This is a genomic window from Streptomyces sp. NPDC012827 (assembly GCF_042900905.1).
GTDB lineage: Bacteria > Actinomycetota > Actinomycetes > Streptomycetales > Streptomycetaceae > Streptomyces > Streptomyces gulbargensis.
Window position 1 is genome coordinate 48,351 of the sequence record NZ_JBIBBY010000009.1, and the last position, 25,453, is coordinate 73,803.

Consider the following 25,453-nt stretch of genomic DNA (forward strand, 5'->3'; position numbering starts at 1 on the left):
GGTACGGGAGAGGCGGTTGCCCTCCACCCCCGGTGGCCGCCAGGGTGGTGGGTGTCAGGGTGGCGGCCGTGGACCACCCGCGAGCCGAGGAACGACGACGATGCCACTTCCCGCCCCCGCCTCCCCGTCGCGTGTCGCCGTCCTCGCCGACGACCTGACGAGCGCGGGGGACGGAGCCGCTCCGTTCCGCCGGGCCGGGCACCCGGCCCGCGTCATGCTGGCGGGCACGGACCTCGGGGGCGTCGCGGAGGAGAGCGGGGTCCTCGCCGTCGACCTCGGCAGCCGGCTGCTCGACGAGGCCGCCGCCGTCGCCAGGACCCGGGGCGCGGCCCGGGTTTTCGCGGGGGCGGACCTGGTGTTCAAGACGGTCGACTCCACCCTCCGCGGCCATGTGGCGGCCGAACTCCGCGCGGCGCGCGAGGCTTCGGGCCGGCGAGCGGTCCTGGTCGCCCCCGCGTTCCCCGCGGAGGGCCGGACCACGATCGCGGGGGTGCAGTACGTCCACGGCGTACGCGTCGACGTGAGCGACTTCGCCCGCGACCCGGTCCACCCCGTCCGCACCGCCGACCTGACCCGGCTGCTGCCCGAAGCGGTCCTCGTCGAACCGGACGGCCCGGCCGGTACGGACACCTCCGCCGAACGCGACCGCCGCGTCGGGGACGACTCCGCCGGCCGGCGGACCGGGCCCGGCGCAGACGGACTTCCCGGCAGGGCCGGTCACGCCGGCCCGCAGGGGTGGGCCCATGGGGACGGCCACGCGGGGCAGGCCCGGCCGGAGCGGGCGCTCCGGGGCGAGGGGCCGGCCGGGCTCGACGCACTGCCCGGGCTGCTCGCCGCCGGCGGGCTGGTGGTCTGTTCGGCCGCCACGGACGCCGACCTCGACCGGATCGTGGCCGCCGTGCCCGATCCGCGTGACGTGCTGTGGGTCGGCTCGCCGGGGCTCGCCGCCGCCCTGGCCCGGCGCCACCCCCGTACCCCCGCCGTTCCGCCGGGCCGTCTCCCGGCCGCCGCGCGTCCCCTGATCGCCGTCGGCAGCGCGAACCCGGCGACCCGCCGCCAGCTCGCCCGGCTCTCGGCGGAACCCGGAACCGCCGCGGCCGTGGCGGACGACCCCGAGACCGCCGCCGGCAAGCTGCGGGCGGCCCAGGCGCCCGTACGGATCCTGCACACGCCGGACGAGCGGCACGCGGACCCGGACGAGCTGACCGCGCGGCTGGCGTCGGCCGCCGCCCGGCTCGCCGCCGGCGAGGGTGTCGACGGCCTCGTCCTCACCGGCGGCGCCACCGCCGAGGCCGTCCTGCGCGCCCTCGGGGTCCACGGCGTCCACCTCCACGACGAACCCGAACCCGGCGTCGCCCGCGGCACCCTCCTGGCCCCCGCCCCCGAAGGCGCCCCCGTTCCCGCCCGCGTCCCCGTCCTGATCAAGGCCGGAGGCTTCGGGGACGAGGACACCCTGCTGCGCCTGTGCGCCCTCCTCCGCGCCGGCGGTCAGGACTCCAGGTAGCGGAGCACGGCCAGGATGCGAGGGCTGTACCCCTCCGTCCCGCGCAGCTTCAGCTTGTCGAAGACCGAGTTGAGGTGCTTCTCCACCGCGCTCAGCGAGATGTGCAGCTGTCCGGCGATGGCCGTGTTCGTGTACCCCTGCGCCAGCACCTCCAGGACCTCGCGCTCGCGCGGGGTCAGCCGGGCCAGGGGGTCGGCGTGCCCGCTGCGGACGACCAGCTGCCGGACGACCTCCGGGTCGATCGCCGCCCCGCCCGCCTCGATCCGCTCCAGCGCCCCCAGGAACTCGTCCACCTCGGCCACCCGGTCCTTCAACAGGTACCCGACCCGCTCGGCGCCCGCCGAGAGCAGCCGCGCCGCGTAGCTCCGCTCCACGTGCTGCGAGAGCACGAGGACCCCCACCTCCGGGCAGCGCTCGCGGATGGCCACGGCCGCCCGCAGCCCTTCGTCCGTGTGCGTGGGCGGCATGCGGATGTCGGCGACGACGACGTCCGGACGCCGGGCCTCCACCTCGGCGACCAGCGTCCGCGCGTCCCCCAGGGCGGCCAGCACCTCGTGGCCCTCCTCGACGAGCAGCCGTACCAGCCCCTCCCGCAGCAGGGTCGAGTCCTCGGCCAGGATCACGCGCACGGCAGCTCCGCGGTGAGAGTGGTGGGTCCCCCGAGGGGGCTGTCGATCCGCAGCGCGCCGTCCAGGGCGGCGACGCGGCTGCGCAGTCCGGTCAGGCCCGTGCCGCCCGGGTCCGCGCCGCCCCGCCCGTCGTCCTCGATGCGTACCGTCAGCACGCCTCCGGCCAGCGTGACGCGGACGGAGACGGCGGTCGCGGCAGCGTGCTTGGCCGCGTTCGTCACGGCCTCCGAGACCACGAAGTAGGCGGCCGTCTCCACCGGCCGGGGGAGCGGGGCGTCCACCTCGAACCGGATCAGCAGCGGCAGCGCGCACCGCTGCGCCACCCCGCCCAGCGCCTCTTCGAGGCCGAGGCTGTCGAGGGCCGAGGGGTACACGCGCCAGGCCACGTCCCGCAGTTCGGCCAGGACCCCGCGCGCTTCCTCGTGCGCCTGGCGCAGCAGCGCGTCCGCCCGCCCGGGGTCCCGCTCCCGGCCCCGGCGTGCCCGTCCGATCAGCATGGCGAGGGCCACCAGCCGCTGCTGGACCCCGTCGTGCAGGTCGCGCTCGATGCGCCGCCGCTCGGTGTCCACGGCCTGCACCACGGCGGCCCGGCTGCCCGCGAGTTCGTCGATCCGCCGGCGCAGCAGTTCGCCCTCGGACGGGCCGAAGCAGTCGCGGGCGAGGCGCGCGTCCAGGGCGGTCAGCGCGTACAGGCCCTGGAGGTCGAGGAACAGCAGCACTCCGCCGAGGAGCAGTTGGCCGAGCAGCTCCGCCCAGCCGACCGAACCACGGACCACCGCCACCGCGAGCAGGGCGGCCAGGGCGGCACCGAAGCCGAGGAGTCCGAGCACGACCCCGCACACGAGGCCGGTCCAGCCGCGCACCGCCACGTACCGCAGCAGCCGCCGGTCGGAGGTCTTGTACGCGGTGGGGAAGCGGTCGCCGAAGAAGAAGGCCCGCCGGGCGCGCTCCAGGCCCGCGAGCCGCCGCGCCCCGGCCACCAGGACCGTCCGGGCACGCGCCCGCGTGCGGGGCCACAGGAGGAAGGGACCGAGCCCGCCGCCCACCAGCAGCAGGTGCAGCACGACGAGGAGGGCGGTCGGAACGCCCGCGAGGACGCCGAGGGCCCGCGGCGCGGCACCCCGACGGACGGCCGGCGCCGTCGGCTCGCCTTCTCCGTCCTGCCGCACGGCACCCGACCCTAGTGCGGGCGCCGGGGCCGGACAAGATCGTCCGGGAGCCGCCCCGGGACGACCGGAGCGGGAGCCGGGGGCGCCGGGGCCGCCGGCTCCCGGTCCCGCGCGTGCCCCGTCCGCGGCGGCCGCCGTCCGCAGGACCTCACGCCGGGCCCTTCCGCTCACGGCGTCCGGCGGTGCTGCGCCTGCCGCCCGCGCGCCCGGTCGCGCTGTGCGCCCCGGCCGGACGCCGACCGGGACCCCGACCCCGACCCGGAGTCCGCACCCGAACCGGACCCCGAACCCGAACCCGCACCGGAGTCCGCACCCGACCGGCGCCCCCGGACCCGTACCGCGATCCAGGCACCCACCGCCACCACCACGAGGACGAGGACCACCTTCGACAGGATCCCCACGTACCGCTCCACCAGGTCCCACTGGTCGCCGAGCAGATAACCGGCCGTGATCAGGACGCTGTTCCAGATGAGGCTGCCGAGGGCGGTGAGGAGGAGGAAGACGTGCGTCGGCATGCGTTCGAGGCCGGCCGGCACGGAGATGAGGCTGCGGAAGATCGGCACCATCCGCCCCAGGAACACCGCCTTGGTGCCGTGCCGGCCGAACCACTCCTCGGTGCGCTCCAGGTCCGACACCTTCACCAGCGGGAGCCGCTCCCAGAGGGCGTACATGCGCTCGCGGCCGAACAGCGCGCCGATCCAGTAGAGCGCCACCGCGCCGACCACCGAGCCGAGCGTCGTCCAGAACAGGGCGGAGACGAGGGTGATCGAGCCCTGCCCGGCGGCGAAGCCGGTCAGCGGGAGGATCACCTCGCTCGGCAGCGGCGGGAAGAGGTTCTCCAGGGCGATGGCGAGTCCGGCCCCCGGCCCGCCCAGGGTCTCGACCAGGTCGGTCGCCCAGCCGGCCACCCCGCCGGCGGGTTCGGCGGCTCGGGCGAGGATCTCTCCCGGTGGACGGGGCAGGGGTTCCCGGGCGGCGGTGGTGACCGAGGACAGAAGACGCATCGTGGGACTCCAGTCGGCAGGGGACGGGGCAAGGGAACCGGAGCGGTGTCCGCGCCGGCGCCCTCCACGCTAGGAACGCCGGCCCGGCGGCGGTATGCGTCTTCCCGCCCGGTCCCGTGCCGTTCCCCGTACCCCCGACCCTGCGGAAAACCGCACCGGGGGACCCCGACGTGAAACCGCCCGGGGCCGGCGACCCGTCGGCGGCGGGCGCCCGGGCCGGACGGAGGCCTCTCCCGGACCGCCTACCCTTGACGCATGACGAGCAGCAGCGACCGGAGCCCCGCAGTGAGCGTTGAGGTACCCAAGACCTACGAGATCCGCACCTACGGGTGCCAGATGAACGTCCACGACTCCGAGCGGCTCTCCGGTCTGCTGGAGGACGCCGGCTACGTCCGCGCCCCCGGCGGCTCGGACGGCGACGCCGACGTCGTCGTCTTCAACACCTGCGCGGTCCGCGAGAACGCCGACAACAAGCTCTACGGCAACCTCGGCCGGCTCGCCCCCATGAAGACCGCGCGCCCCGGCATGCAGATCGCCGTGGGCGGCTGCCTCGCGCAGAAGGACCGCGACACCATCGTCAAGAAGGCCCCCTGGGTCGACGTGGTCTTCGGCACGCACAACATCGGCAAGCTGCCGGTCCTCCTGGAGCGCGCCCGCGTGCAGGAGGAGGCGCAGATCGAGATCGCCGAGTCCCTGGAGGCGTTCCCCTCCACGCTGCCGACCCGCCGCGAGTCCGCGTACGCGGCCTGGGTCTCCATCTCCGTCGGCTGCAACAACACCTGTACGTTCTGCATCGTCCCGGCCCTGCGCGGCAAGGAGAAGGACCGCCGCCCCGGCGACATCCTCGCCGAGATCGAGGCACTGGTCGCCGAGGGCGTCTGCGAGATCACCCTCCTCGGTCAGAACGTCAACGCGTACGGCTCCGACATCGGCGACCGCGAGGCCTTCTCCAAGCTGCTGCGCGCCTGCGGGAAGATCGAGGGCCTGGAGCGGGTCCGGTTCACCTCCCCGCACCCGCGCGACTTCACCGACGACGTGATCGCGGCGATGGCCGAGACCCCCAACGTCATGCCGCAGCTGCACATGCCGCTCCAGTCCGGCTCGGACACCATCCTGAAGGCGATGCGCCGCTCGTACCGGCAGGAGCGTTTCCTCGGCATCATCGAGAAGGTCCGCGCGGCCATCCCGCACGCCGCCATCTCCACCGACATCATCGTGGGCTTCCCCGGCGAGACCGAGGAGGACTTCGAGCAGACCATGCACACCGTCCGCGAGGCCCGCTTCGCGAACGCGTTCACCTTCCAGTACTCGAAGCGGCCCGGCACCCCGGCCGCCGAGATGGAGAACCAGATCCCCAAGGAGGTCGTGCAGGCGCGCTACGAGCGCCTCGTCGCCCTCCAGGAGGAGATCTCCTGGGAGGAGAACAAGAAGCAGGTCGGCCGCACCCTGGAGGTCATGGTGGCCGAGGGGGAGGGCCGCAAGGACGGCGCGACCCACCGCCTCTCCGGCCGGGCCCCCGACAACCGGCTCGTCCACTTCACCAAGCCGGCGGAGGAGGTCCGCCCCGGCGACGTGGTCACCGTCGGGATCACCTACGCGGCCCCGCACCACCTCCTCGCCGAGGGCCCGACGCACGCGGTGCGCCGCACCCGCGCGGGCGACGCCTGGGAGCGCCGCACCACGGCCGCCGCCGCCAAGCCGGCCGGCGTCCTGCTCGGCCTTCCGAAGATCGGCGTCCCGGAGCCGCTCCCGGCGGCCGACGTCCCGGCCTGCGGGACCCACTGAACGGACGACGGGGGCCGCCCGGGCCCGGATGCCCTGACACCCGGGGGCCCGGGCCTCCGGGGCGCGGGGGACACCCGCCCCGCGCCGTCCTGCGCGTCCGCCCCCGGCGGCGGGCCGGGCCAGTAGGCTGCGGATCATGCTTGTCGCCGCAGCCGTCTGCCCCTGTCCGCCGCTTCTCGTGCCCGAGGTCGCCACCGGCGCCGCGTCCGAGCTCCAGGCCGCGCGGGCGGCCTGCGTCGACGCCGTGGGGGTGCTCGCGGCCTCCCGCCCCGACCGGCTGTACGTCGTCGGGCCCGTCGAGGAGGACGCCGCCCGGGGCGTCTACCCGGCCGGTTCGGAGGGCTCCTTCGCCGGGTTCGGGGTCGACCTCTCCGTACGGCTCGGGACCGGGCCGGGCGGGGACCGGGCGCTGCCCGCGCCGCTCGCCGTCGGCGCCTGGCTGCTCGGCCGGGCCGGGTGGGCCGCCGCGCCCGTCGAGGGCCGGGGCGTGCCCGCGACCGCCGCCCCGGAGGACTGCGCCGCGGCCGGGCGCGAACTCGCCGCCGGCACCGGCCGGATCGCCCTCCTCGTGCTCGGGGACGGCAGCGCCTGCCGCAGTGTGAAGGCGCCCGGCTACTTCGACGAGCGGGCCGCCGGTTTCGACGCCGAGGCCGCCCGCGCCCTGGGCGCGGCCGACGTGCCCGCGCTCCTCGCGCTCGACGCGGAACTCGCCTTCGCGCTCCAGGTGGCCGGCCGCGCCCCCTGGCAGGTACTCGCCGGCGCCGCCGAAGGAGCGGGTCTCGACGGCCGTCTGCTCCACGACGACGCCCCGTACGGCGTCGGCTACATGGTCGCCGCCTGGTCCTGACGCCCGACTCCCGACGAGAAACGGCGGACGGCCGCGAAGCGAGGGTGCTTCGCGGCCGTCCGCCGTGCGGGGACCGTCCCGGACGGCGCCGCCTCAGGCGGCGGGCGGCGGGGTGGGGCCACCGGGGCCGGGGGTACCACCGGTACCGGGCGTGCCGCCCGTGCCCGGCGTTCCCGGCGTGCCGCCCGCGCCCGGCGTGCCGTCCGTGCCGTCGTCCTTGTGACCGATCCGGTCCAGCGCGTCCTTGGCCTTGCCCGTACCCGACTGGATCTTGTCGCTGTACTTGCCCTTGGTCTTCTCGTCGACCATCCGGGCGGCCTTGTCGATGCCGTGGTCGATCTTGTCCCCGTGCTGGTGCGCGAGGTCGGCCACCTTGTCCTTGGCCGGGGCGAGCTTGGCCTTCAGCGAATCCAGGAGACCCATGGGGCACCTTCCCTCCGCGGACCCCGTGGGGGATCCTCGTCCGTTTCCTGCCTACTGCTCTGTTGCCCGTGGACCGCTTTCCACTCCTCGCGGCCCGGTCCTGCTACCTGCGGGCCCCTTCGCCGGCCTCGCTGTCGGCGTCGGCGCCGGTGGACTGCTGCCGGGGGATGTCCACGGCCTCGGCCGGCTGCCCGGTGGTCTTGGCGGCCTCCGGTGCCGCGTCGTCCGCCGTCCCGCCCGCGGAAGCCGTGGCCTCCGGGGCCTCCTCCTCGGCGGACCCGGCCGCCGGTGCGGCGGCCGCGGCCTCCTCGGCGGAGCCCTCCGGCAGGTCCTTCTTCTTGCGGCGGAACATTGCAAAAACGCCCATATTCACTCCATAGCGTACTCGGCGGGAAGGGCTTCGCGGCGAAACGCCGGGCCGAAACCCCGACAGGGCAACGAAGGCGGAGAAGGGCCCGTCACGTCGCTCGTTCGGGGACGGGCCGGGAGGTTTGCGAGACTGGGGCGGTGAGAAGTGCAGCTCCCGCCCCGCGGGTCATCGCCGTCGTCGGTCCCACCGCGGCCGGAAAGTCCGATCTGGGCGTTTTTCTGGCCCAGCAGCTCGGCGGCGAGGTCGTCAACGCCGACTCCATGCAGCTCTACCGGGGGATGGACATCGGGACCGCCAAACTGACGGTGGAGGAGCGCGGCGGCGTTCCGCACCACCTCCTCGACATCTGGGACGTGACCGAGGCCGCCAGCGTCGCCGAGTACCAGCGCCTGGCCCGCGCCGAGATCGACCGGCTGCTCGCCGAGGGCCGCACCCCCGTCCTGGTCGGCGGTTCGGGCCTGTACGTACGCGGGGCCGTCGACGCCCTGGAGTTCCCCGGCACCGACCCGGAGGTCCGGGCCCGCCTGGAGGCGGAGCTCGACGAGCGCGGCTCCGGCGTCCTGCACGCCCGCCTCGCCGCCGCCGACCCCGAGGCCGCCCGCGCCATCCTCCCCAGCAACGGGCGGCGCATCGTCCGGGCCCTGGAGGTCATCGAGATCACCGGCAGGCCCTTCACCGCCAACCTGCCGGGTCACGAGTCCGTCTACGACACCGTGCAGATCGGCGTCGACGTCGCCCGCCCCGAACTCGACGCCCGCATCAGCGCGCGCGTGGACAGCATGTGGGAGGCCGGCCTCGTCGACGAGGTGCGCGCGCTGGAGGCCCTGGGTCTGCGCGAGGGGCGTACGGCCTCCCGGGCCCTCGGCTACCAGCAGGTGCTCGCCGCGCTCGCGGGAGAGTGCACCGAGGAGGAGGCGCGCGCCGAGACCGTACGCGCCACCAAGCGGTTCGCCCGCCGTCAGGACTCCTGGTTCCGCCGCGACCCGCGCGTCCACTGGCTCAGCGGAGCCGCGGACCACCGCGGGGAACTCCCGCGAGAGGCCCTGTCGTTGGTCGAACGAGCGGTTACAGCCTGATCACGTGATGGCATCGGGACGCCCCGGTCGTCATTCCGGCGGTCGGGAGCGTGCCATCATCGAGCATCGATCGACCAAGTGGAGTCCGAGTGGGAGGGCGCGTGGCGATGGAGGCCGGCCCTCGCGACAGAGAGCAGCACGACGCGGTCCTGCGCGCGGACGGTGACGCCGCCGCCCCCGCGCCGGGGCTGACCCCGGACGGTCCCGACGAGGCCGAGGGCACCGCCGTCGAGGTGGACGCCGCCGAGGTCGAGGTCGAGCTGCGGCCCCAGCGCCGGCTGCGGATCTGGCAGCTCGCGCCGATCGTGGCCCTCGCGGCCGTCGGCTCCCTGATGTTCGCCTTCCCGCTCGCCTTCGGTTCCGGCGACGGCGGGGCCGTGGTCGCCATGCTCGGTCTGCTGATCAGCTCCTGCGCGGCCGGGTGGGGCATGATGGCCGCCCGCAAGGTCGGCCACACCTGGCCGGGGCTCCCGCAGCGGGGCTCGGGGGAGCGCCCGAACTGGCGCGTGCTCGCCCTCTACACGGTGACGATCGCGGCGCTGGTCGCCCTGGCCGTCTGGCGTGTCGCCCGCCTCCGCTGACCACCGCGCCCCCACCCGGACCAGGACCGCCGCCCTGTGGACAACCAAGCGGCCCGCCCGGCCCGACCCCGTACAGTTGATCGTGTGACCAGCGCGCAGACCTCACCCGCCCTCCGGTTCCTCAAGGGACACGGCACCGAGAACGACTTCGTGATCGTCCCGGACGCCGAGAACGCCGTCGACCTGCCCCCCGCGGTCGTCGCCCGCCTCTGCGACCGGCGGGCCGGCATCGGAGGCGACGGGGTGCTGCACGTCGTGCGCAGCGCCGCCCACCCCGAGGCCCGGCACCTGGCCGGCGAGGCCGAGTGGTTCATGGACTACCGGAACGCCGACGGCTCCGTCGCCGAGATGTGCGGCAACGGGGTCCGGGTCTTCGCCCGCTACCTGGAGCACGCCGGGCACGTCACCGCCGGTGAGGTCGCCGTCGCCACCCGCGGCGGCGTCAAGCGCGTCCACCTCGACAAGGACGGCTCCGTCACCGTCTCCATGGGCAGGGCCGCCCTCCCCGAGTCCGGGGTCACCGTCACCGTCGGCGGCCGCAGCTGGCCCGCGCGCAACGTGAACATGGGCAACCCGCACGCCGTCGCCTTCGTCGAGGACCTGAGCCACGCGGGCGACCTGTACGACGAGCCGCCGTACGAGCCCGCCTCCGTCTACCCGGACGGCGTCAACATCGAATTCGCGGTCGACCGGGGCCCCCGGCACGTCGCCATGCGCGTCCACGAGCGCGGAGCCGCCGAGACCCGCTCCTGCGGCACGGGCGCGTGCGCCGTGGCCGTCGCCGCCGCCCGCCGCGACGGCGCCGACCCCGCCGTGACCGGCGCCCCCGTCACGTACACCGTCGACGTCCTCGGCGGGACCCTCGTCATCACCGAGCACCCCGACGGCGCGATCGAGATGACCGGACCGGCCGTGATCGTCGCCGAGGGCACCGTCGACCCCGCCTGGCTCGCGGGCCCCGCGGACGCTCCGGTCAACGACTGACCCGTCCCTCGATCGGGTGATCCGATTCACGCTCGGCGAGAGCGTGACTGCGCCGCGTGGTGGGGTCGGTAGCATCAAGCACCGGCCCCCGGGCACGCCTGGCCCGCCCACCGCCGGTCGACGTTGCCGGAGGTGCCCCATGAGCGCAGAGGCCACCCATCCCGTGAGCGCGGCGGAGACCGCCGACGGGACCACCGTCCGCAGACGCGCACGCGCCCGGCTCGATCTGCGCCGGCTCGGCCGGGCCGCCCTCCTCGGCGCCACCGCGGGCCCCACCCCCCGCGACCGGCTCCCCGACGCCATCAGCCATGTGGCGGAGGCGCACCGCGCCCACCACCCCGACGCCGACCTGGGGGTGCTGCGCAGGGCGTACGTCCTCGCCGAGTCCTCCCACCGCGGCCAGTTCCGCAAGAGCGGCGAGCCGTACATCACGCACCCGCTGGCCGTCACGCTCATCCTCGCCGAACTCGGCGCGGAGACCACCACCCTGACCGCCTCCCTCCTCCATGACACCGTCGAGGACACGGAGGTGACGCTCGATCAGGTGCGGCGGGAGTTCGGCGACGAGGTCGCGTACCTCGTCGACGGCGTGACCAAGGTCGAGAAGATCGACTACGGCGCCGCCGCCGAACCCGAGACCTTCCGCAAGATGCTCGTCGCCACCGGCAACGACGTCCGGGTCATGTCCATCAAGCTCGCCGACCGCCTCCACAACATGCGCACCCTCGGGGTCATGCGGCCGGAGAAACAGGCCAGGATCGCCCGGGTCACCCGGGACGTCCTCATCCCCCTCGCCGAACGGCTCGGCGTCCAGGCCCTCAAGACGGAGCTCGAGGACCTCGTCTTCGCCATCCTCCACCCCGAGGAGTACGAGAACACCCGCGCGCTCGTCGCCGAGGACGCCCGGTCCGGGGACACCCTCGGTGCCGTCGCCGACCAGGTCTCCACCGTGCTCCGCGAGGCCGGCATCGACGCCGAGGTACTCGTCCGGCCGCGCCACTTCGTCTCCGTCCACCGCGTCCGGCTCAAGCGCGGCGAGCTGCGCGGCTGCGACTTCGGCCGGCTCCTCGTCCTCGTCGCCGAGGACGCCGACTGCTACGCCGTCCTCGGTGAACTGCACACCTGTTTCACCCCGGTGATCTCCGAGTTCAAGGACTTCATCGCAGCCCCCAAGTTCAACCTGTACCAGTCCCTCCACACCGCCGTCGCCGCTCCCGACGGCTCCGTCGCCGAGGTCCTCATCCGGACCCACCGGATGCACAAGGTGGCCGAGGCGGGCGTCGTCGCCCTGGGCAACCCGTACGTGGGCCACGAACCGGCCCCCGCCGCCCCCGGGCCCGGGCCGGCCGCGGGACCTCCGCGTTCCCCGGGCCCGGAGCCGTCCGCGGCCCCGGAGCCGTCCGCGGGACGGGAACCGCTCGACGGGGAGCGCGTCGACCCCACCCGCCCCGGCTGGCTCGCCCGCCTCCTCGACTGGCAGCAGGCCGTCCCCGACCCCGACACCTTCTGGACCTCGCTCCGCGCCGACCTGGCCGAGGACCGCGAGATCACCGTGTTCCGCGCCGACGGCGGCACCCTCGGCCTCCCCGCCGGCGCCACCTGCGTCGACGCCGCCTACGCCCAGCACGGCGAAGCCGCCCACGCCTGTCTCGGCGCCCGCGTCAACGGCCGGCTCACCCCTCTCGGCACCGTCCTCGCCGACGGCGACACCGTCCAGCTCCTGCTCCCCGGCGGACCCGTCGCCACCCCCGCAGCAGCCCGCCAGGACACCGTCTCCGGGCCCTCCCCGGAGTGGCTGGAGCACGCCCGCACCCCCGCCGCCCGGATCGCGATCACCACCTGGCTGCGGGCCCACCCGGAGGCCGCCGAGGCCCCCGCCGCCGGCGACCCGCGCCCGCCCCTCAGCGTCACGGCCGACCGGCGCTCGGGCGCCGAGCTTTACGCCGAACTGGACGGCGGGGCACCCGCCGCCGTCCGCCCGGCCGGCTGCTGCACCCCCGTACCGCCCGACGAGATCACCGGTTTCCAGGTGCGCGGCGGCTCCGTCACCGTCCACCGGACCGGCTGCGCCGCCGCCGACGCCATGCGCCGGCTGGGCCGGGCGCCCGTCACCGTGCGCTGGGGCGCCACCGCCCGGTGCCGGGTGACGCTCGTCGCCGAGGCCTTCGGCCGCCCCGGTCTCCTCGCCGACCTCACCGAGGCCATCGCCGCCGCCGGGGCCGAGGTCGTCGCCGCGACCGTCGAGCCGCCCAGCGAGCAGCGGGTCCGCCACACGTACACGCTCCAGCTGGCCGACGCGGCCGGGCTGCCTGCCCTCATGCGCGCCATGCGGGACGTGCCCGGGGTGTACGACGTGGCCCGCGCCCGGCACCGCGCCCCCGGCGAGCGGGGTGGAGCACCGGAGGACCGCCGCCGGGCGTGACCCCTTCGGGTGGCGGGCGAGCGCGCCGCCCGGGGGAGTGGGGAAGGCCCTGGTAGCGGTAGCGCATGCCGCTCACACCCCGCCCCACCGCTCCCCGCGCGCGGTGGCTCCGTGCCGCCGCCCTCGTCGCCTCCTCGGCCGGGCTGGTCGCCGCCGCCCTGCCCGCCTCCGAAGCCGCCCCCGGTGCGCCGGCGCCTCGGGCGGACACCGGCACCGCTCCTGGACCCGGCACGCCGTTCGCGCCGCCGGGCGGCACCGCTGCGGCGCCCGGCACCGTGCCCGAGCCGCTGGGCATCGGGGACCGGCTGTTCCCCACTCTGGGCAACCCCGGCTACGACGTCCTCGCGTACGACATCGCCCTCACCTACCCCGGCACCAACAGCGAGCCGCTCGCCGCCGTCACCCGCATCCGGGCGCTCGCCACCGAGGACCTGGACCGGCTGCACCTCGACTTCTCCCACGGCACGGTCTCCGCCGTCACCGTCGACCACCTGCCCGCCGCCCACACCACCAGCGGCGAGGACCTGGTCCTCACCCCGGCCGAGCCGATCGACGCGGGGGAGGCCGTCGAGATCACCGTCACCCACACCAGTGACCCGCGCGGGCCCGCCGACACCGGCGGCTGGGTCCGCACCACCGACGGCCTCGCCCTGGCCAACCAGGCCGACGCGGCCCACCGCGTCTTCCCCTCCAACGACCACCCCTCCGACAAGGCGCACTTCACCTTCCGGATCACCGTCCCGCGCGACCTGACCGCCGTCGCGAACGGTCTGCCCGAGGGCCGGGACGACCACGGCGCGACCACCACGTGGACGTACCGCACGCGCCACCCCATGGCCACCGAACTGGCCCAGGTCTCCATCGGCCGCTCCACCGTCCTGCACCGCACCGGCCCGCACGGGCTGCCCCTGCGGGACGTGGTGCGCACCGCCGACCGGGAGCTGATGGAACCCTGGCTGCGCAAGACACCCGGCCAGATCGCGTGGATGGAGGACCGGGTCGGCCCGTACCCCCTGGAGACGTACGGCCTCCTCGTCGCGGACGCGCGCACCGGGTTCGAGCTGGAGACCCAGACGCTCTCCCTCTTCGAGCGGAGCCTGTTCACCGCGACCAGGCTGCCCGAGTGGTACGTCGACTCGATCATGGTCCACGAGCTGGCGCACCAATGGTTCGGCAACAGCGTCTCGCCCCGCACCTGGTCCGACCTGTGGCTCAACGAGGGCCACGCGACCTGGTACGAGGCCCTGTACGCGGAGGAGCACGGCGGGGAGACCATGGAACGGCGCATGCGGGACGCCTACGCCGCCTCCGACGGGTGGCGGGCGGCAGGCGGCCCGCCCGCCGCTCCCGAGCCGCCCGCGCCCGGCCGGAAGATCAGCCTCTTCCGCCCCGTCGTCTACGACGGCAGCGCCCTGGTCCTTTACGCCCTCCGCCAGGAGATCGGCGCCGAGGCCTTCGACCGCCTGGAACGCCGCTGGGTCGCCGGGCACCGGGACGGGACGGCGACCACCGCCGACTTCACCGCCCTCGCCGAGCGGATCGCCGGCCGCGACCTCACCGCCTTCTTCCAGGGCTGGCTGTACGGGGAGAAGACCCCGCCCATGCCCGGTCACCCGGACTGGCGCAGCCACCCCGCCGAGGAGCCGGCGGTCTGACCCGCGGGGAACGCCCGCCCCGCGCGGTCCGCGGGAACCAGGGGAAACCCGGATGACGGGCCGTGCCGGGCCGTGTCACCATCGACGGGTCGGTGACGCCGCCGGCGGACCCGGGAATCTTCCGGGGCCGTGACGCGTTGCCACGGATACGGAATCGTCCCGGGACCGTCCGGGCGACTCATCGCTTGTTCGACGTAAGGATCAAATGACCTCCTCTTCTTCCCCTTCCCAGGACGCGCAGAGCTTCGCGGAGACGAGCCGCACCGAGAGCCTTCGGGCCGATGCCCTGATGGAAGAGGACGTCGCCTGGAGCCACGAGATCGACGGAGAGCGGGACGGCGACCAGTTCGACCGCTCCGAGCGCGCGGCTCTGCGCCGCGTCGCCGGCCTCTCCACCGAGCTCGAGGACGTCACCGAGGTCGAGTACCGCCAGCTGCGCCTGGAGCGCGTCGTGCTGGTCGGTGTCTGGACCACGGGGACGGTTCAGGACGCGGAGAACTCCCTGGCGGAGCTCGCGGCCCTCGCCGAGACGGCGGGCGCCCTCGTGCTCGACGGCGTCATCCAGCGCCGCGACAAGCCGGACCCGGCCACCTTCATCGGCTCCGGCAAGGCCCGTGAACTGCGGGACATCGTGGTCGAGACCGGAGCCGACACCGTCGTCTGCGACGGTGAGCTCAGCCCCGGCCAGCTCATCGCCCTCGAAGACGTCGTCAAGGTGAAGGTGGTCGACCGGACCGCCCTCATCCTCGACATCTTCGCCCAGCACGCCAAGTCCCGAGAGGGCAAGGCGCAGGTCGCCCTCGCGCAGATGCAGTACATGCTGCCGCGGCTGCGCGGCTGGGGTCAGTCGCTCTCCCGGCAGATGGGTGGCGGCGGCGGTGGCGGCATGGCCACCCGTGGTCCCGGTGAGACCAAGATCGAGACGGACCGGCGCCGGATCCGCGAGAAGATGGCGAAGATGCGCCGGGAGATCGCGGAGATGAAGACCGGCCGTGACATCAAGCGGCAGGAGCGCCGGCGCAACAAGGTGCCCTCGGTCGCCATCGCCGGCTACACCAACGCCGGCAAGTCGTCCCTGCTCAACCGGCTGACCGGCGCGGGCGTGCTGGTGGAGAACGCGCTGTTCGCCACCCTCGACCCGACCGTCCGCCGGGCGGAGACGCCCACCGGTCGTGTCTACACCCTCGCCGACACCGTCGGATTCGTCCGGCACCTGCCGCACCACCTGGTCGAGGCCTTCCGCTCCACCATGGAGGAGGTGGCCGACGCCGACCTCATCCTGCACGTGGTGGACGGCTCGCACCCCGCCCCGGAGGAGCAGCTGGCCGCCGTGCGCGAGGTGTTCCGCGAGGTCGGCGCGGTGAACGTGCCGGAGATCGTGGTCGTCAACAAGGCGGACGCGGCCGATCCGCTGGTGCTCCAGCGCCTGCTGCGGGTCGAGAAGCACTCCATCGCCGTCTCGGCCCGCTCGGGCCAGGGCATCGAGGAGCTGCTCGCGCTCATCGACACCGAGCTGCCGCGCCCGGAGGTCGAGATCGAGGCCCTCGTGCCGTACACGCAGGGTGGTCTCGTCTCCCGGGTCCACGCCGAGGGCGAGGTGGACCTCGAGGAGCACACCCCGGAGGGCACCCTGCTCAAGGCGCGGGTCCACGGCGAACTGGCGGCGCTGCTCGCGCCGTTCGTTCCCGCCGCCCACTGATCCACCGCCCACCGGTCCCCGCCCCCACGGGAGGGGGACCGGTGAACGAGGCCGGTGGTGTGCCGGCCGGGCCGACGTGAAGGCGCCGGTCACCCCTCGGGGGTGACCGGCGCCTTCGTGTGTCCGGGCGGGTCAGCGGGCGAACTTCTTGCTGACCATGTCGTGGGCGTCCTTGGCGCCGCGTCCCAGCTGCGGTCCGGCGAGCCAGCCGTTGCCGCCGGCCGGGCCGATGGAGGTGTTCGACACCAGGGCCGTCGTACCGTTCGGCAGGGCCCGGAACCAGCCGCCGCCGGAGGATCCCGCGGTCATCGTGCAGCCGATCCGGTACATGGTGGGCGTGGCCGGGGCGGTCGTCATCCGCGTCGCCCGGTCCAGGCACTTGTGCATGATCAGGCCGTTGTACGGGGCGGCCTGCGGGTAGCCCCAGGCACCGACCGTCCCGGCCCGCGCGGGCGCGGGCGCCGAGAAGTCGACCGGCAGCGCGACCCCGACGGTCTCCTCCAGGGACTTGCGGCCCCGCTCCGGCTTCACGTGCAGCACGGCGTAGTCGTACGGCCAGGCCTGCTGGGTGCCGCCGCGCTGGATCCAGTCGTTCGAGGTGACGGCCCAGTCGGCCCAGTACTGGCCGTACGGAGCGATCTCGTGCGGCCGGGCGTCGCGCAGGGCCGACGCCGACTTGCCCAGGTCGTTGTAGGCCGGGACGAAGGTGATGTTGCGGAACCAGCCGCCCTTGCGGCCCGCGTGGACGCAGTGGCCGGCCGTCCAGACCAGGTTGGACTTCCCGGGACGGCGCGGGTCCTTCACGACGGTGCCGGAGCAGACCATGTGGCCCTGCGGCGAGTCGAAGAAGATCTTGCCGACCGGGGCCGCGTTGCGGTGGTACGGGGTCTTCTCGCGCTGCGCCCGGACGGGGCGGGGCGTCGGGTCGGTGCCGCCGGCGCCGGCCTGCGGGGCGATCGTCTGGTCCGGGCTCTGCGCGGTCTTCATGCGCTCCGGGTCCCAGAGCCCCTCGATCACCGGGTTGACGAAGTCCTCGGCCTCACGGAGCCAGGTCTCCCGGTCCCAGTTCCTCCATTCGCCGTCCTTCCACTTCTCCAGGTCGACGCCGTGCTTCTGCAGCTTGTCGGCGAGGTCCTGGGCGAGGGCGGCGCCGTCCTCGCCGGTGGCGGGTGCGGAGCTGTTCGCGGTGCCGGCGGGCTTGTCGGCCGCCGGCGTCCCGGTGGGGCCGCAGGCCGTGGCGGTCAGCGCGAGCGCCGTGACCAGGCCGAGAGCGGCGGGCAGAAGTCGTACAGAACGCATGTGGTGAGTTCCCCCTGAGGTGTTTCCGCGTCCGAACGGGCAGGCCGGGGGCGCGAAGCCCCGCCATTGCCATGGACGCGTCACTTGCGGTGCACAGTATGCCGGGCGGTCCGGACACGGCGGAGGCGGGACCCCGAGGTCCCGCCTCCGCTTTCCACTCCCTGCCGGAGCACGCGGTCGGCCCGCGCGCCCGTGCCGCCCGGCGGACGGCGGCCGGACTACCGGCCGGCGTACTTCTTGCTGACCTCGTCGAAGATGGCCTTCGCCTCCGCGCCGAGGCGCGGACCCGCGAGCCACCCCGCCGAGACCGGGCCGACCGAGGTGTTCGACACCAGCGCCGGCTTGCCGTCACGGCCCTGGGCGACCCAGCCGCCACCGGACGAACCACCGGTCATCGTGCAGCCGATCCGGTACATCGTCGGCTGCTCCGCCTTCAGCGACAGACGGCCCGGCCTGTCCTGGCACTGGTACATCTTCTGGCCGTCGAACGGCGGCGCCGCCGGGTAACCCGTCGCCGTCATGCCCGCGATCTTCGGCGCGGCCGGGGCGTTGAAGTCCACCGGGAGCGCCGAACCGACCGTCTCCTCCAGCGACTTGCCCGAGCTCCCCTTCTCCGGGGTCACCCGGATGACGGCGTAGTCGTAGGGAGCGCCCGCGCCACCCGTCGACGCGCCCTGGGCGATCCACTGGTCGGAGGTCTTGACCCACTCCGCCCACCAGACGCCGTACGGGGCGATCTCCTCACGCGGGGCCTTCTCCAGCGCCGGCGTCGGCAGCGCCGAGTCGTTGTACGAGGGCACGAAGGCGATGTTGCGGTACCAGCCGCCCTCCTTGCCCTTGTGGACGCAGTGGCCGGCCGTCCACACCAGGTTGGACTTGCCGGGGTGCGCCGGGTCCTTCACCACCGTGGCGGAGCAGACCATCGAACCCTGCGGGCCGTCGAAGAAGACCTTCCCCGCCTCGGGCGCGCTGCTGTGGTACTTCGGCGCGACGGCCTTCGCCCGCACCGGGGCCGGAGTCGGGTCGGTGACGCCCTCGTCACCCGAGATGTCCTCCTCCTCGACCGGCCTGTCGGGCCGCTCGGCCTCCCGCATCCGGTCCGGGTTCCACAGGTCCTCGATGATCGGGTTGACGAAGTCCTTGGCCTCACGCAGCCACTTGTCCCGGTCCCAGTTCCGCCACTCGCCGTCGCGCCACTTGTCCAGGTCGATCCCGTGTTCCTTCAGGCGGTCCTTCAGGTCCTCCGGAATCCTGATCTTGTCGACCGGGCTCTGGGTGGTCGGCGCCACGGGCTTGTCACCCGCGTTCTCCTCGCTCGGCCCGCAGGCCGTGGCGGTGAGCGTCAGCGCCGCGACGGCGGAGACCGCCGTCAGCAGCGGACGGATCGATCGCATCTCGTGATCCCCCTGGGACTTCGTCGGTGTGTGCATGCGTGCGGCGGCCGTGATCGCGCGGACGGCCGGCCCCCACTATGCCGGTGCCGGAGGGGACGGTACGCGCCCGGCCGCCGGTTCCGGACCCCCGGCAGCCGTTGCCGGGCCGTGATCCCGGACACGCCGAGGAACTTGCGCCCGGCCCGTGATCCCCGGCAGGTCCCGTCGTTGGTACGGGCGGGGGACACGACGGTGGCGTGCGGAGGCGCTGTGCGGCGCCTCGGTGGAGCCCCCGTAGGTGCAACGCAACCGTTACAGCGGGAGGACAGCGAGCCGTGGCCGTCACCGAACCAGCTCCGGCCGTCACACCGGACACGCGGACGCCCAGCCGCCCGGACGACGGCCCCGGCACCCCGGCACCCTCCGGCGCCGGGCGCGCGGAACCGGGCCGCGCCGAGCGCGAGGACACCGGGTACGAGGGCATTCTGCGCCGCCAGTCCCAGCGGGAGTCCGCGGCCCGCACGTACGCCCGCTCCCTCCCGATCGTCCCGGTACGCGCCCGGGGGCTGACCATCGAGGGCGCGGACGGCCGCCGCTACCTGGACTGCCTCTCCGGCGCCGGGACCCTCGCCCTCGGCCACAACCACCCCGTCGTCCTCGAAGCCGTCAAGAAGGTCCTCGACTCGGGCGCCCCCCTCCACGTCCTGGACCTCGCGACCCCGCTCAAGGACGCCTTCACCTCCGAACTCTTCGCCACCCTCCCCGGCGAACTCGCCGGGAACGCGCGCATCCAGTTCTGCGGGCCGGCCGGCACCGACGCCGTCGAGGCCGCCCTGAAACTGGTCCGCACCGCGACCGGCCGGCGCGGACTCCTCGCCTTCACCGGCGCCTACCACGGCATGACCGCCGGAGCCCTCGACGCCTCCGGCGGCGCGGACGACGTCCGGGTGACCCGGCTCCCGTACCCCCACGCGTACCGCTGCCCCTTCGGCGTCGGCGGCGACCGGGGCGCCGAGCTCGGCGCCCGCTGGACCGAGAGCCTCCTCGACGACCCCAAGAGCGGGGTCGCCCTGCCCGCCGGAATGATCGTCGAGGCCGTCCAGGGCGAAGGCGGTGTCATCCCCGCCCCCGACGACTGGATGCGCCGCATGCGCCGCATCACCTCCGACCGCTCCATCCCCCTCGTCGTGGACGAGGTCCAGACCGGCGTCGGCCGCACCGGAGCCTTCTGGGCGGTCGAGCACAGCGGGATCGTCCCCGACGTGATGGTCCTCTCCAAGGCCATCGGCGGTTCCCTCCCCCTCGCCGTCGTCGTCTACCGGGCCGAACTCGACGCCTGGGAGCCCGGCGCCCACGCGGGCACCTTCCGCGGGAACCAGCTCGCCATGGCCGCCGGCACCGCCACCCTCGCCTACGTCCGCGAGAACAAGCTCGCCGAACGGGCCGGCACCCTCGGCGCCCGCATGCTCTCGCGGCTCCAGGGCCTCGCCTCCGCCCACCCCTGCGTCGGCGACGTCCGCGGCAGGGGGCTGATGATCGGCGTCGAACTCGTCGACCCGGAGGCCGCCGACCCGGGCGACCCCGCCCCGCCCGCCGCTCCCGCCCTGGCCCTCGCCGTCCAGCAGGAGTGCCTGGCCCGCGGTCTCATCGTCGAACTCGGCGGCCGCCACTCTGCGGTGGTCCGGCTCCTGCCGCCGCTCACCCTCACCGACGAGCAGGCCACCGCCGTCCTCGACCGCTTCGCCGACGCCCTGGCGGCCGCCGAACGGGCCCACGTGCCGCCCGCCGCACCGTCCGTCCCCTCCCGGGCCACGGCCCACCGGAACGCCGCCGGGCCGTCCCTCTGAACGGACCACCCCGGCCCCACCCCCCAAGGAACCCGCGTGAACGCCACCCCCACCTCCCAGGCGCCCGAGACCGCAACCCCCCTCGCCGACGAGGAGCACCTCGTCCCGCGCCAGCACCCCGGTCACTCCGCCTCCCCGCGCCCCCGCACGGCCGGCGCCACCGCCCAGGACCCGCTGGACGACCCGGACCCCCGGCGCGCCGCCGACGCCGCCGCCCGCGAGAACCTCCTCCGCTGCTGGGTCCGCGAGAAGAACCTCGCCGCACCCGGCTCCGGCACCCTGCGCATCCCCCTCGACGCCAGCGCCACCGCCCTCCTCGTCCCCGTCGCCTACTGGTCACCCACCGGCTGGCACCGCTTCGGCGCCCCCACCCTGGAAGGCCTGCCCTCCTCGGCCCCCACCGTCGACGCCGTCACCCTCGCCGCCCTGCTCGGCCGGGAGACCGGCCGCCCCGAAGGCACCGACCTCGTCGGCCGGGTCGCCGACTCCACCCGCCGTACCGCCGAGTTCCTGACCGAGCGCCGCCGCAGCCCCCGGCCCCACCCCGACGCCGACCTGTTCCTCGCCGCCGAACAGAGCCTCCTCCTGGGGCACCCGCTCCACCCCACCCCCAAGAGCCGCGAAGGACTCACCGACGCCGAGGCCCGGCTCTACTCACCCGAGCTGCACGGCTCGTTCCCCCTCCACTGGTTCGCCGTCGACCGCTCCCTCCTCGCCTCCGACTCCGCCTGGACCGAGCAGGGCCGGCCCGTCTCCGCCGAACAGCTCGCCCTCGGTCTCGCCGACGGCCTCGCCCTCCCCGCCGACACCGCGCCCCTGCCGGTCCACCCCTGGCAGGCCCGCGAGCTCCGCCACCGCCCCGACATCCGCGCCCTCCTCGCCGAAGGCCTCCTCCACGACCTCGGTCCCCACGGAAGCCACTGGCATCCCACCTCCTCCGTCCGCACGGTGCACCGCCCCGGCGCCCGGGCCATGCTCAAGCTCTCCCTCGGCCTGCGCATCACCAACTCCCGCCGCGAGAACCTGCGCAAGGAACTCCACCGCGGCGTCGAGGTCCACCGCCTCCTGCGCACCGGCCTCGTCGACGAGTGGCAGGCCGCCCACCCCGGCTTCGACATCGTCCGCGACCCCGCCTGGCTCGGCGTCGACCTGCCCGACGGCACCCCCGTCCCCGGGCTCGACGTCATGATCCGCCACAACCCCTTCGGGCCCGGCGACGACGCCGTCTGCGTCGCCTCCCTCACCGGCCTCCACCCGCGTCCCGGCGCCCCCGGCATGCGCTCCCGCCTCGCCGAGATCATCGGCCGCCTCGCCGCCCGCACCGGCCGGCCCACCACCGCCGTGGCCGCCGAGTGGTTCCTCCGCTACCTCGACCAGGTCGTCCGTCCCGTCCTCTGGCTCGACGGCCACGCCGGCATCGCCCTGGAGGCCCACCAGCAGAACACCCTGGTCCTCCTGGACCCCGACGGCTGGCCCGCCGGCGGGCGCTACCGCGACAACCAGGGCTACTACTTCCGCGCCTCGCACCGCGGCGAACTGGAGAGCCGCCTCCCCGGTATCGGCGCCCACAGCGACACCTTCGTCTCCGACCAGGTCACCGACGAACGCTTCGCCTACTACCTCGGCGTCAACAACGTCCTCGGCCTGATCGGCGCCTTCGGAGCCCAGCACCTCGCCGACGAGCGGGTCCTGCTCGCCGCCTTCCGCAGCTTCCTCACCTCCGCCACCGGTCTCGGCTCCCCGCTCCCGCACCGGCTCCTGGAAGCCGCCACCCTCCGGAGCAAGGCCAACCTCCTCACCCGGCTCGACGGCCTGGACGAACTCGTCGGCCCGGTCGACACCCAGTCCGTCTACGTCACCCTGACCAACCCCCTCCGCGGCTGACCCACCCCTCCGCCCACCCACCGGCCCGGCACCCGCACCCCATCCACCGCCCCGGCGCCCGTACCCGGCGCCGGCCCGGCGCACGTACCGACGAAAGGAGAGCGCCCCCGTGCACCCCGCCCGACCCACGGTGGAGCGACCCGGCCTCCGCACCCTCCCCCGGAGGGACGACGACCTCGCCGCTCTCCTCACCGCCGAGGCCCCCCGGCCGCCGGCCTTCCTCGCCGGCGACGAGCCCCCGGCCGGTGACCCCCGCCGCCGCGACCCCTTCGACGGCGACCTCCTCGACTCCGTCGCCACCTGGGGCCCGGCGGCCACCCCCGTGGGCTCCTTCCGGCTCGTGCCCGTACGCCTCGAACGGGACCTGCCGCTCCTCACCCGCTGGATGAACGACCCCGTGGTCGCCGCCTTCTGGGAACTCGCGGGCCCCGTGACCGTGACCGCCGGCCACCTCCGCACCCAGCTGGAGGGAGACGGCCGCAGCGTCCCCTGCCTCGGCCTGCTCGACGCCACGCCCATGAGCTACTTCGAGATCTACCGCGCCGACCTCGACCCGCTGGCCCGCTTCTACCCGGCCCGCCCCCACGACACCGGCGTCCACCTCCTCCTCGGGGACGCCGCCGACCGGGGCCGCGGCCTCGGCAGCGCCCTGCTGCGCGCCGTCGCCGACCTGATCCTCGACCACCGTCCCGCCTGCACCCGTGTCGTCGCCGAACCCGACGTCCGCAACACGCCTTCCGTCGCGGCCTTCCGCAACGCCGGCTTCCGCCACGCGGCGGACGCCGACCTCCCCGACAAGCGCGCGGCGCTCATGATCCGCGACCGCGCCCTCCGCCATGTCCTGTGATCCACCCCGGCCTTCCGGCCCACTTCCCGTCCCCCGACCCACCGCCCTGTCCCCCTCCACCGCCCGTCCCGCGGTGGTTCCCACTCCGAGGAGTCCTCGTGTCGATGTCCCCTGCACCCCATGACTCCGCACGACCCACCATCCCCGTCCAGCCGTCCCCTCCCGGCGAGGCCGTCCCCAGCCGGGCCGCCGGGCCCGAGGACACCTCCGCCGCCGCGCGGCGGCCCCGGACCCCGACCGCCCCGGACCTGCTCGCCCCCGCCGAGCTGAACCCCGACACCTGGACCCGCGTCTGCTCCCGGCTCCTCGCCAAGGCACTCGCCGAGTTCTCCTACGAGGAGATCCTCCGCCCCACCCCCCTGGACGACGGGAACCCCGGCCGCCACGCCCTCACCCTCGACGACGGCACCACCCTCACCTTCACCGCCCGTCGCGGCGCCTACGACGGCTGGCGCGTCGACCCCGGCTCGATCACCCACGAAGGCCGTCCCCTCACCGACCCCTTCGACTTCCTGGTCCGCGCCCGCACCCTCCTCGGTCTCGACGGTCCCACCCTCGGCCACCTCATCCACGAGCTCTCCGCCACCCTCGCCGCCGACGCCCGTCTCGACAGCACCGCGCTCCCCGCCGCGCGCCTCGCCGACCTGCCGTACGCCGAACTCGAAGGCCACCAGACCGGCCACCCCTGGCTCGTCCTCAACAAGGGCCGCATCGGCTTCTCCGCCGGCGACACCGCGCGCTGGGCCCCCGAGGCCCGTCGCGCCACCCCGCTGCCCTGGATCGCCGTCAGCAACCGGATCGCGGCCTACCGCGGCGTCCCCGGCCTCGACACACCCGACCGCCTCTACGCCCAGGAGCTCGACCCCGAGGTCCACGCGGCCTTCCGCGCGGCGCTGGCCGCGCGCGGCCACCAGCCCGACGGCTACCTCCTCCTGCCGGTCCACCCCTGGCAGTGGGACGAGATCCTCCTCCCGCTCTACGCCCCCGCCGTCGCCGCCGGAACCCTCGTGCCCCTCACCGCCGACCCCGACCTCCGGCTGCCCCAGCAGTCCGTCCGCACCTTCCTCAACATCAGCCGCCCCGACCGGCACACGGTCAAGCTCCCGCTCTCGGTGCTCAACACCCTCGTCTGGCGCGGCCTGCCCACGGAACGGACCCTCGCCGCCCCCGCCGTCACCGCCTGGGTGCAGGGCCTGCGCGACGCCGACCCCTTCCTCCGGGACGAGTGCGGAGTGATCCTCCTCGGCGAGGTCGCCTCCGTCACCGTCGAACACCCCCTCTACGACCGGCTGCCCGAAGTCCCGTACCAGTACAAGGAACTGCTCGGCGCGATCTGGCGCGAACCGCTGCGGCTGCCCCCGGGCCAGCGGGCCCGCACCCTCGCCTCGCTCCTCCACACCGACCCCGACGGCCGGGCCTTCGTCGCCGAACTCGTCCACCGGTCCGGCCTCGCCCCCGAGGCCTGGCTCCAGCACCTCTTCGCCGCGCTGCTGCCGCCCCTGCTGCACTTCCTCCACCGGTACGGCACGGTCTTCTCCCCGCACGGGGAGAACGCCATCGTCGTCCACGACGAGCACGACGTCCCCGTCCGCCTCGCGATCAAGGACTTCGTCGACGACGTCAACATCAGCGCCCGGCCGCTGCCGGAACACGCCACGATGCCGGACGACGTCCGGGCCGTCCTGCTCACCGAGGAACCCGCCTTCCTCACCCAGTTCATCCATTCGGGGCTGTTCGTCGGTGTCTTCCGCTATCTCGCACCGCTCTGCGAGGAGCAACTCGGCGTGCCGGAAGCGGACTTCTGGGCCCTCGTCCGCGCCGAGATCCTCCGCTACCAGGAACGCTTCCCGGAGCTGAAGGAACGGTTCGAGCTGTTCGATCTCCTCACCCCGAGGATCGAGCGACTCTGCCTCAACCGCAACCGGCTCCACCTCGACGGCTACCGCGACCGCCCGGACCGCCCCCACGCGGCCGTCCACGGGACGGTGCCGAACCCGCTCGCCCGAGAGCGGGGGTGACCGGGCTGTCGGTGCGGCCCCGTAGGCTGGAAGCGCT

Annotated in this window: 20 protein-coding genes; 13 read left to right on the forward strand and 7 right to left on the reverse strand. The window is 74.7% G+C overall.

What is annotated here, in order from left to right; all coding sequences use genetic code 11:
- Positions 1–100: 100 nt before the first annotated feature.
- Positions 101–1,504 (forward strand): four-carbon acid sugar kinase family protein, encoded by a 1,404-nt coding sequence (locus ACFY60_RS20455; protein WP_388612170.1) that lies wholly within the window; start codon positions 101–103, stop codon positions 1,502–1,504.
- On the opposite strand, the gene ACFY60_RS20460 is transcribed toward ACFY60_RS20455, so the two are convergent.
- The 3 genes from ACFY60_RS20460 to ACFY60_RS20470 all read right to left on the reverse strand — a co-directional run bounded on the left by ACFY60_RS20460 (position 1,489) and on the right by ACFY60_RS20470 (position 4,243).
- Complete coding sequence (locus tag ACFY60_RS20460; RefSeq protein ID WP_388612172.1) at positions 1,489–2,133, reverse strand: response regulator; 645 nt, start codon at positions 2,131–2,133, stop codon at positions 1,489–1,491. The genes ACFY60_RS20455 and ACFY60_RS20460 overlap by 16 nt on opposite strands.
- Complete coding sequence (locus tag ACFY60_RS20465) at positions 2,124–3,302, reverse strand: sensor histidine kinase (RefSeq protein ID WP_388612174.1); 1,179 nt, start codon at positions 3,300–3,302, stop codon at positions 2,124–2,126. Before ACFY60_RS20465 ends, ACFY60_RS20460 begins: the two co-directional genes overlap by 10 nt.
- A gap of 167 nt (positions 3,303–3,469) precedes the next feature.
- Positions 3,470–4,243 carry a DedA family protein gene (locus tag ACFY60_RS20470; protein ID WP_388612585.1) on the reverse strand — a complete coding sequence of 258 codons (774 nt, stop codon included), beginning with the start codon at positions 4,241–4,243 and terminating at the stop codon, positions 3,470–3,472.
- A 318-nt stretch (positions 4,244–4,561) separates the two neighbouring features.
- Here ACFY60_RS20470 and miaB point away from each other — a divergent pair, with 318 nt between their 5' ends.
- Both miaB and ACFY60_RS20480 read left to right on the forward strand, forming a co-directional pair.
- Positions 4,562–6,091: a tRNA (N6-isopentenyl adenosine(37)-C2)-methylthiotransferase MiaB gene (gene miaB / locus ACFY60_RS20475; RefSeq protein ID WP_388612176.1), complete on the forward strand. Its 1,530-nt coding sequence runs from the start codon at positions 4,562–4,564 to the stop codon at positions 6,089–6,091.
- Positions 6,092–6,227: 136 nt separating this feature from the next.
- Positions 6,228–6,938 (forward strand): class III extradiol dioxygenase subunit B-like domain-containing protein, encoded by a 711-nt coding sequence (locus ACFY60_RS20480; RefSeq protein ID WP_388612177.1) that lies wholly within the window; start codon positions 6,228–6,230, stop codon positions 6,936–6,938.
- A 93-nt stretch (positions 6,939–7,031) separates the two neighbouring features.
- On the opposite strand, the gene ACFY60_RS20485 is transcribed toward ACFY60_RS20480, so the two are convergent.
- A complete protein-coding gene (locus ACFY60_RS20485; protein ID WP_388612179.1) occupies positions 7,032–7,361 on the reverse strand; it encodes an antitoxin in 330 nt (109 codons plus the stop codon).
- Positions 7,362–7,464: 103 nt separating this feature from the next.
- Positions 7,465–7,728 carry a hypothetical protein gene (locus ACFY60_RS20490; RefSeq protein ID WP_388612181.1) on the reverse strand — a complete coding sequence of 88 codons (264 nt, stop codon included), beginning with the start codon at positions 7,726–7,728 and terminating at the stop codon, positions 7,465–7,467.
- A gap of 140 nt (positions 7,729–7,868) precedes the next feature.
- Between ACFY60_RS20490 and miaA the strand changes: the two genes are divergently transcribed.
- The 6 genes from miaA (at position 7,869) to hflX (ending at position 16,148) form a co-directional block, all read left to right on the forward strand.
- Positions 7,869–8,807, forward strand: a complete 939-nt coding sequence (gene miaA / locus ACFY60_RS20495) for a tRNA (adenosine(37)-N6)-dimethylallyltransferase MiaA (protein WP_388612183.1) — start codon at positions 7,869–7,871, stop codon at positions 8,805–8,807.
- A gap of 107 nt (positions 8,808–8,914) precedes the next feature.
- Positions 8,915–9,388 carry a hypothetical protein gene (locus ACFY60_RS20500; RefSeq protein ID WP_388612587.1) on the forward strand — a complete coding sequence of 158 codons (474 nt, stop codon included), beginning with the start codon at positions 8,915–8,917 and terminating at the stop codon, positions 9,386–9,388.
- An 84-nt stretch (positions 9,389–9,472) separates the two neighbouring features.
- Entirely contained in the window at positions 9,473–10,372 is a 900-nt protein-coding gene (gene dapF, locus ACFY60_RS20505) for a diaminopimelate epimerase (protein WP_388612184.1), read from the forward strand.
- Positions 10,373–10,511: 139 nt separating this feature from the next.
- Positions 10,512–12,794, forward strand: coding sequence for a RelA/SpoT family protein (locus ACFY60_RS20510; protein ID WP_388612186.1), 2,283 nt, complete (start codon positions 10,512–10,514; stop codon positions 12,792–12,794).
- Between the two features lie 65 nt (positions 12,795–12,859).
- Positions 12,860–14,449 carry a M1 family metallopeptidase gene (locus ACFY60_RS20515; protein WP_388612187.1) on the forward strand — a complete coding sequence of 530 codons (1,590 nt, stop codon included), beginning with the start codon at positions 12,860–12,862 and terminating at the stop codon, positions 14,447–14,449.
- A 205-nt stretch (positions 14,450–14,654) separates the two neighbouring features.
- Positions 14,655–16,148 carry a GTPase HflX gene (hflX, locus tag ACFY60_RS20520; RefSeq protein ID WP_309055116.1) on the forward strand — a complete coding sequence of 498 codons (1,494 nt, stop codon included), beginning with the start codon at positions 14,655–14,657 and terminating at the stop codon, positions 16,146–16,148.
- A 132-nt stretch (positions 16,149–16,280) separates the two neighbouring features.
- Here hflX and ACFY60_RS20525 read toward each other — a convergent pair whose 3' ends face one another.
- Together ACFY60_RS20525 and ACFY60_RS20530 are read right to left on the reverse strand one after the other, a co-directional pair.
- Positions 16,281–17,447 carry a trypsin-like serine peptidase gene (locus ACFY60_RS20525; protein WP_388612189.1) on the reverse strand — a complete coding sequence of 389 codons (1,167 nt, stop codon included), beginning with the start codon at positions 17,445–17,447 and terminating at the stop codon, positions 16,281–16,283.
- A 218-nt stretch (positions 17,448–17,665) separates the two neighbouring features.
- A complete protein-coding gene (locus ACFY60_RS20530) occupies positions 17,666–18,841 on the reverse strand; it encodes a trypsin-like serine peptidase (protein WP_388612191.1) in 1,176 nt (391 codons plus the stop codon).
- Positions 18,842–19,155: 314 nt separating this feature from the next.
- Between ACFY60_RS20530 and ACFY60_RS20535 the strand changes: the two genes are divergently transcribed.
- The 4 genes from ACFY60_RS20535 (at position 19,156) to ACFY60_RS20550 (ending at position 25,416) form a co-directional block, all read left to right on the forward strand.
- The gene (locus ACFY60_RS20535) at positions 19,156–20,667 is read left to right on the forward strand and encodes a diaminobutyrate--2-oxoglutarate transaminase family protein (RefSeq protein ID WP_388612192.1); all 1,512 of its coding nucleotides are present in this window, start codon (positions 19,156–19,158) and stop codon (positions 20,665–20,667) included.
- A 36-nt stretch (positions 20,668–20,703) separates the two neighbouring features.
- Positions 20,704–22,551 (forward strand): IucA/IucC family protein, encoded by a 1,848-nt coding sequence (locus ACFY60_RS20540; RefSeq protein ID WP_388612194.1) that lies wholly within the window; start codon positions 20,704–20,706, stop codon positions 22,549–22,551.
- A gap of 109 nt (positions 22,552–22,660) precedes the next feature.
- Positions 22,661–23,398, forward strand: coding sequence for a GNAT family N-acetyltransferase (locus tag ACFY60_RS20545; protein WP_388612196.1), 738 nt, complete (start codon positions 22,661–22,663; stop codon positions 23,396–23,398).
- 104 nt (positions 23,399–23,502) lie between these two features.
- Positions 23,503–25,416, forward strand: coding sequence for an IucA/IucC family protein (locus ACFY60_RS20550; RefSeq protein ID WP_388612198.1), 1,914 nt, complete (start codon positions 23,503–23,505; stop codon positions 25,414–25,416).
- The last annotated feature ends 37 nt before the right edge of the window (positions 25,417–25,453 follow it).

Coding starts and splice junctions, on each gene's coding strand:
- ACFY60_RS20480 (WP_388612177.1), top strand. CDS start 6,228: ATGCTTGTCGCCGCAGCCGTCTGCCCCTGTCCGCCGCTTCTCGTGCCC.
- ACFY60_RS20550 (WP_388612198.1), top strand. CDS start 23,503: ATGTCCCCTGCACCCCATGACTCCGCACGACCCACCATCCCCGTCCAG.
- ACFY60_RS20455 (WP_388612170.1), top strand. CDS start 101: ATGCCACTTCCCGCCCCCGCCTCCCCGTCGCGTGTCGCCGTCCTCGCC.
- ACFY60_RS20530 (WP_388612191.1), bottom strand. CDS start 18,841: ATGCGATCGATCCGTCCGCTGCTGACGGCGGTCTCCGCCGTCGCGGCG.
- ACFY60_RS20515 (WP_388612187.1), top strand. CDS start 12,860: ATGCCGCTCACACCCCGCCCCACCGCTCCCCGCGCGCGGTGGCTCCGT.
- ACFY60_RS20490 (WP_388612181.1), bottom strand. CDS start 7,728: ATGGGCGTTTTTGCAATGTTCCGCCGCAAGAAGAAGGACCTGCCGGAG.
- miaB (WP_388612176.1), top strand. CDS start 4,562: ATGACGAGCAGCAGCGACCGGAGCCCCGCAGTGAGCGTTGAGGTACCC.
- ACFY60_RS20525 (WP_388612189.1), bottom strand. CDS start 17,447: ATGCGTTCTGTACGACTTCTGCCCGCCGCTCTCGGCCTGGTCACGGCG.
- ACFY60_RS20510 (WP_388612186.1), top strand. CDS start 10,512: ATGAGCGCAGAGGCCACCCATCCCGTGAGCGCGGCGGAGACCGCCGAC.
- hflX (WP_309055116.1), top strand. CDS start 14,655: ATGACCTCCTCTTCTTCCCCTTCCCAGGACGCGCAGAGCTTCGCGGAG.
- ACFY60_RS20500 (WP_388612587.1), top strand. CDS start 8,915: ATGGAGGCCGGCCCTCGCGACAGAGAGCAGCACGACGCGGTCCTGCGC.
- ACFY60_RS20485 (WP_388612179.1), bottom strand. CDS start 7,361: ATGGGTCTCCTGGATTCGCTGAAGGCCAAGCTCGCCCCGGCCAAGGAC.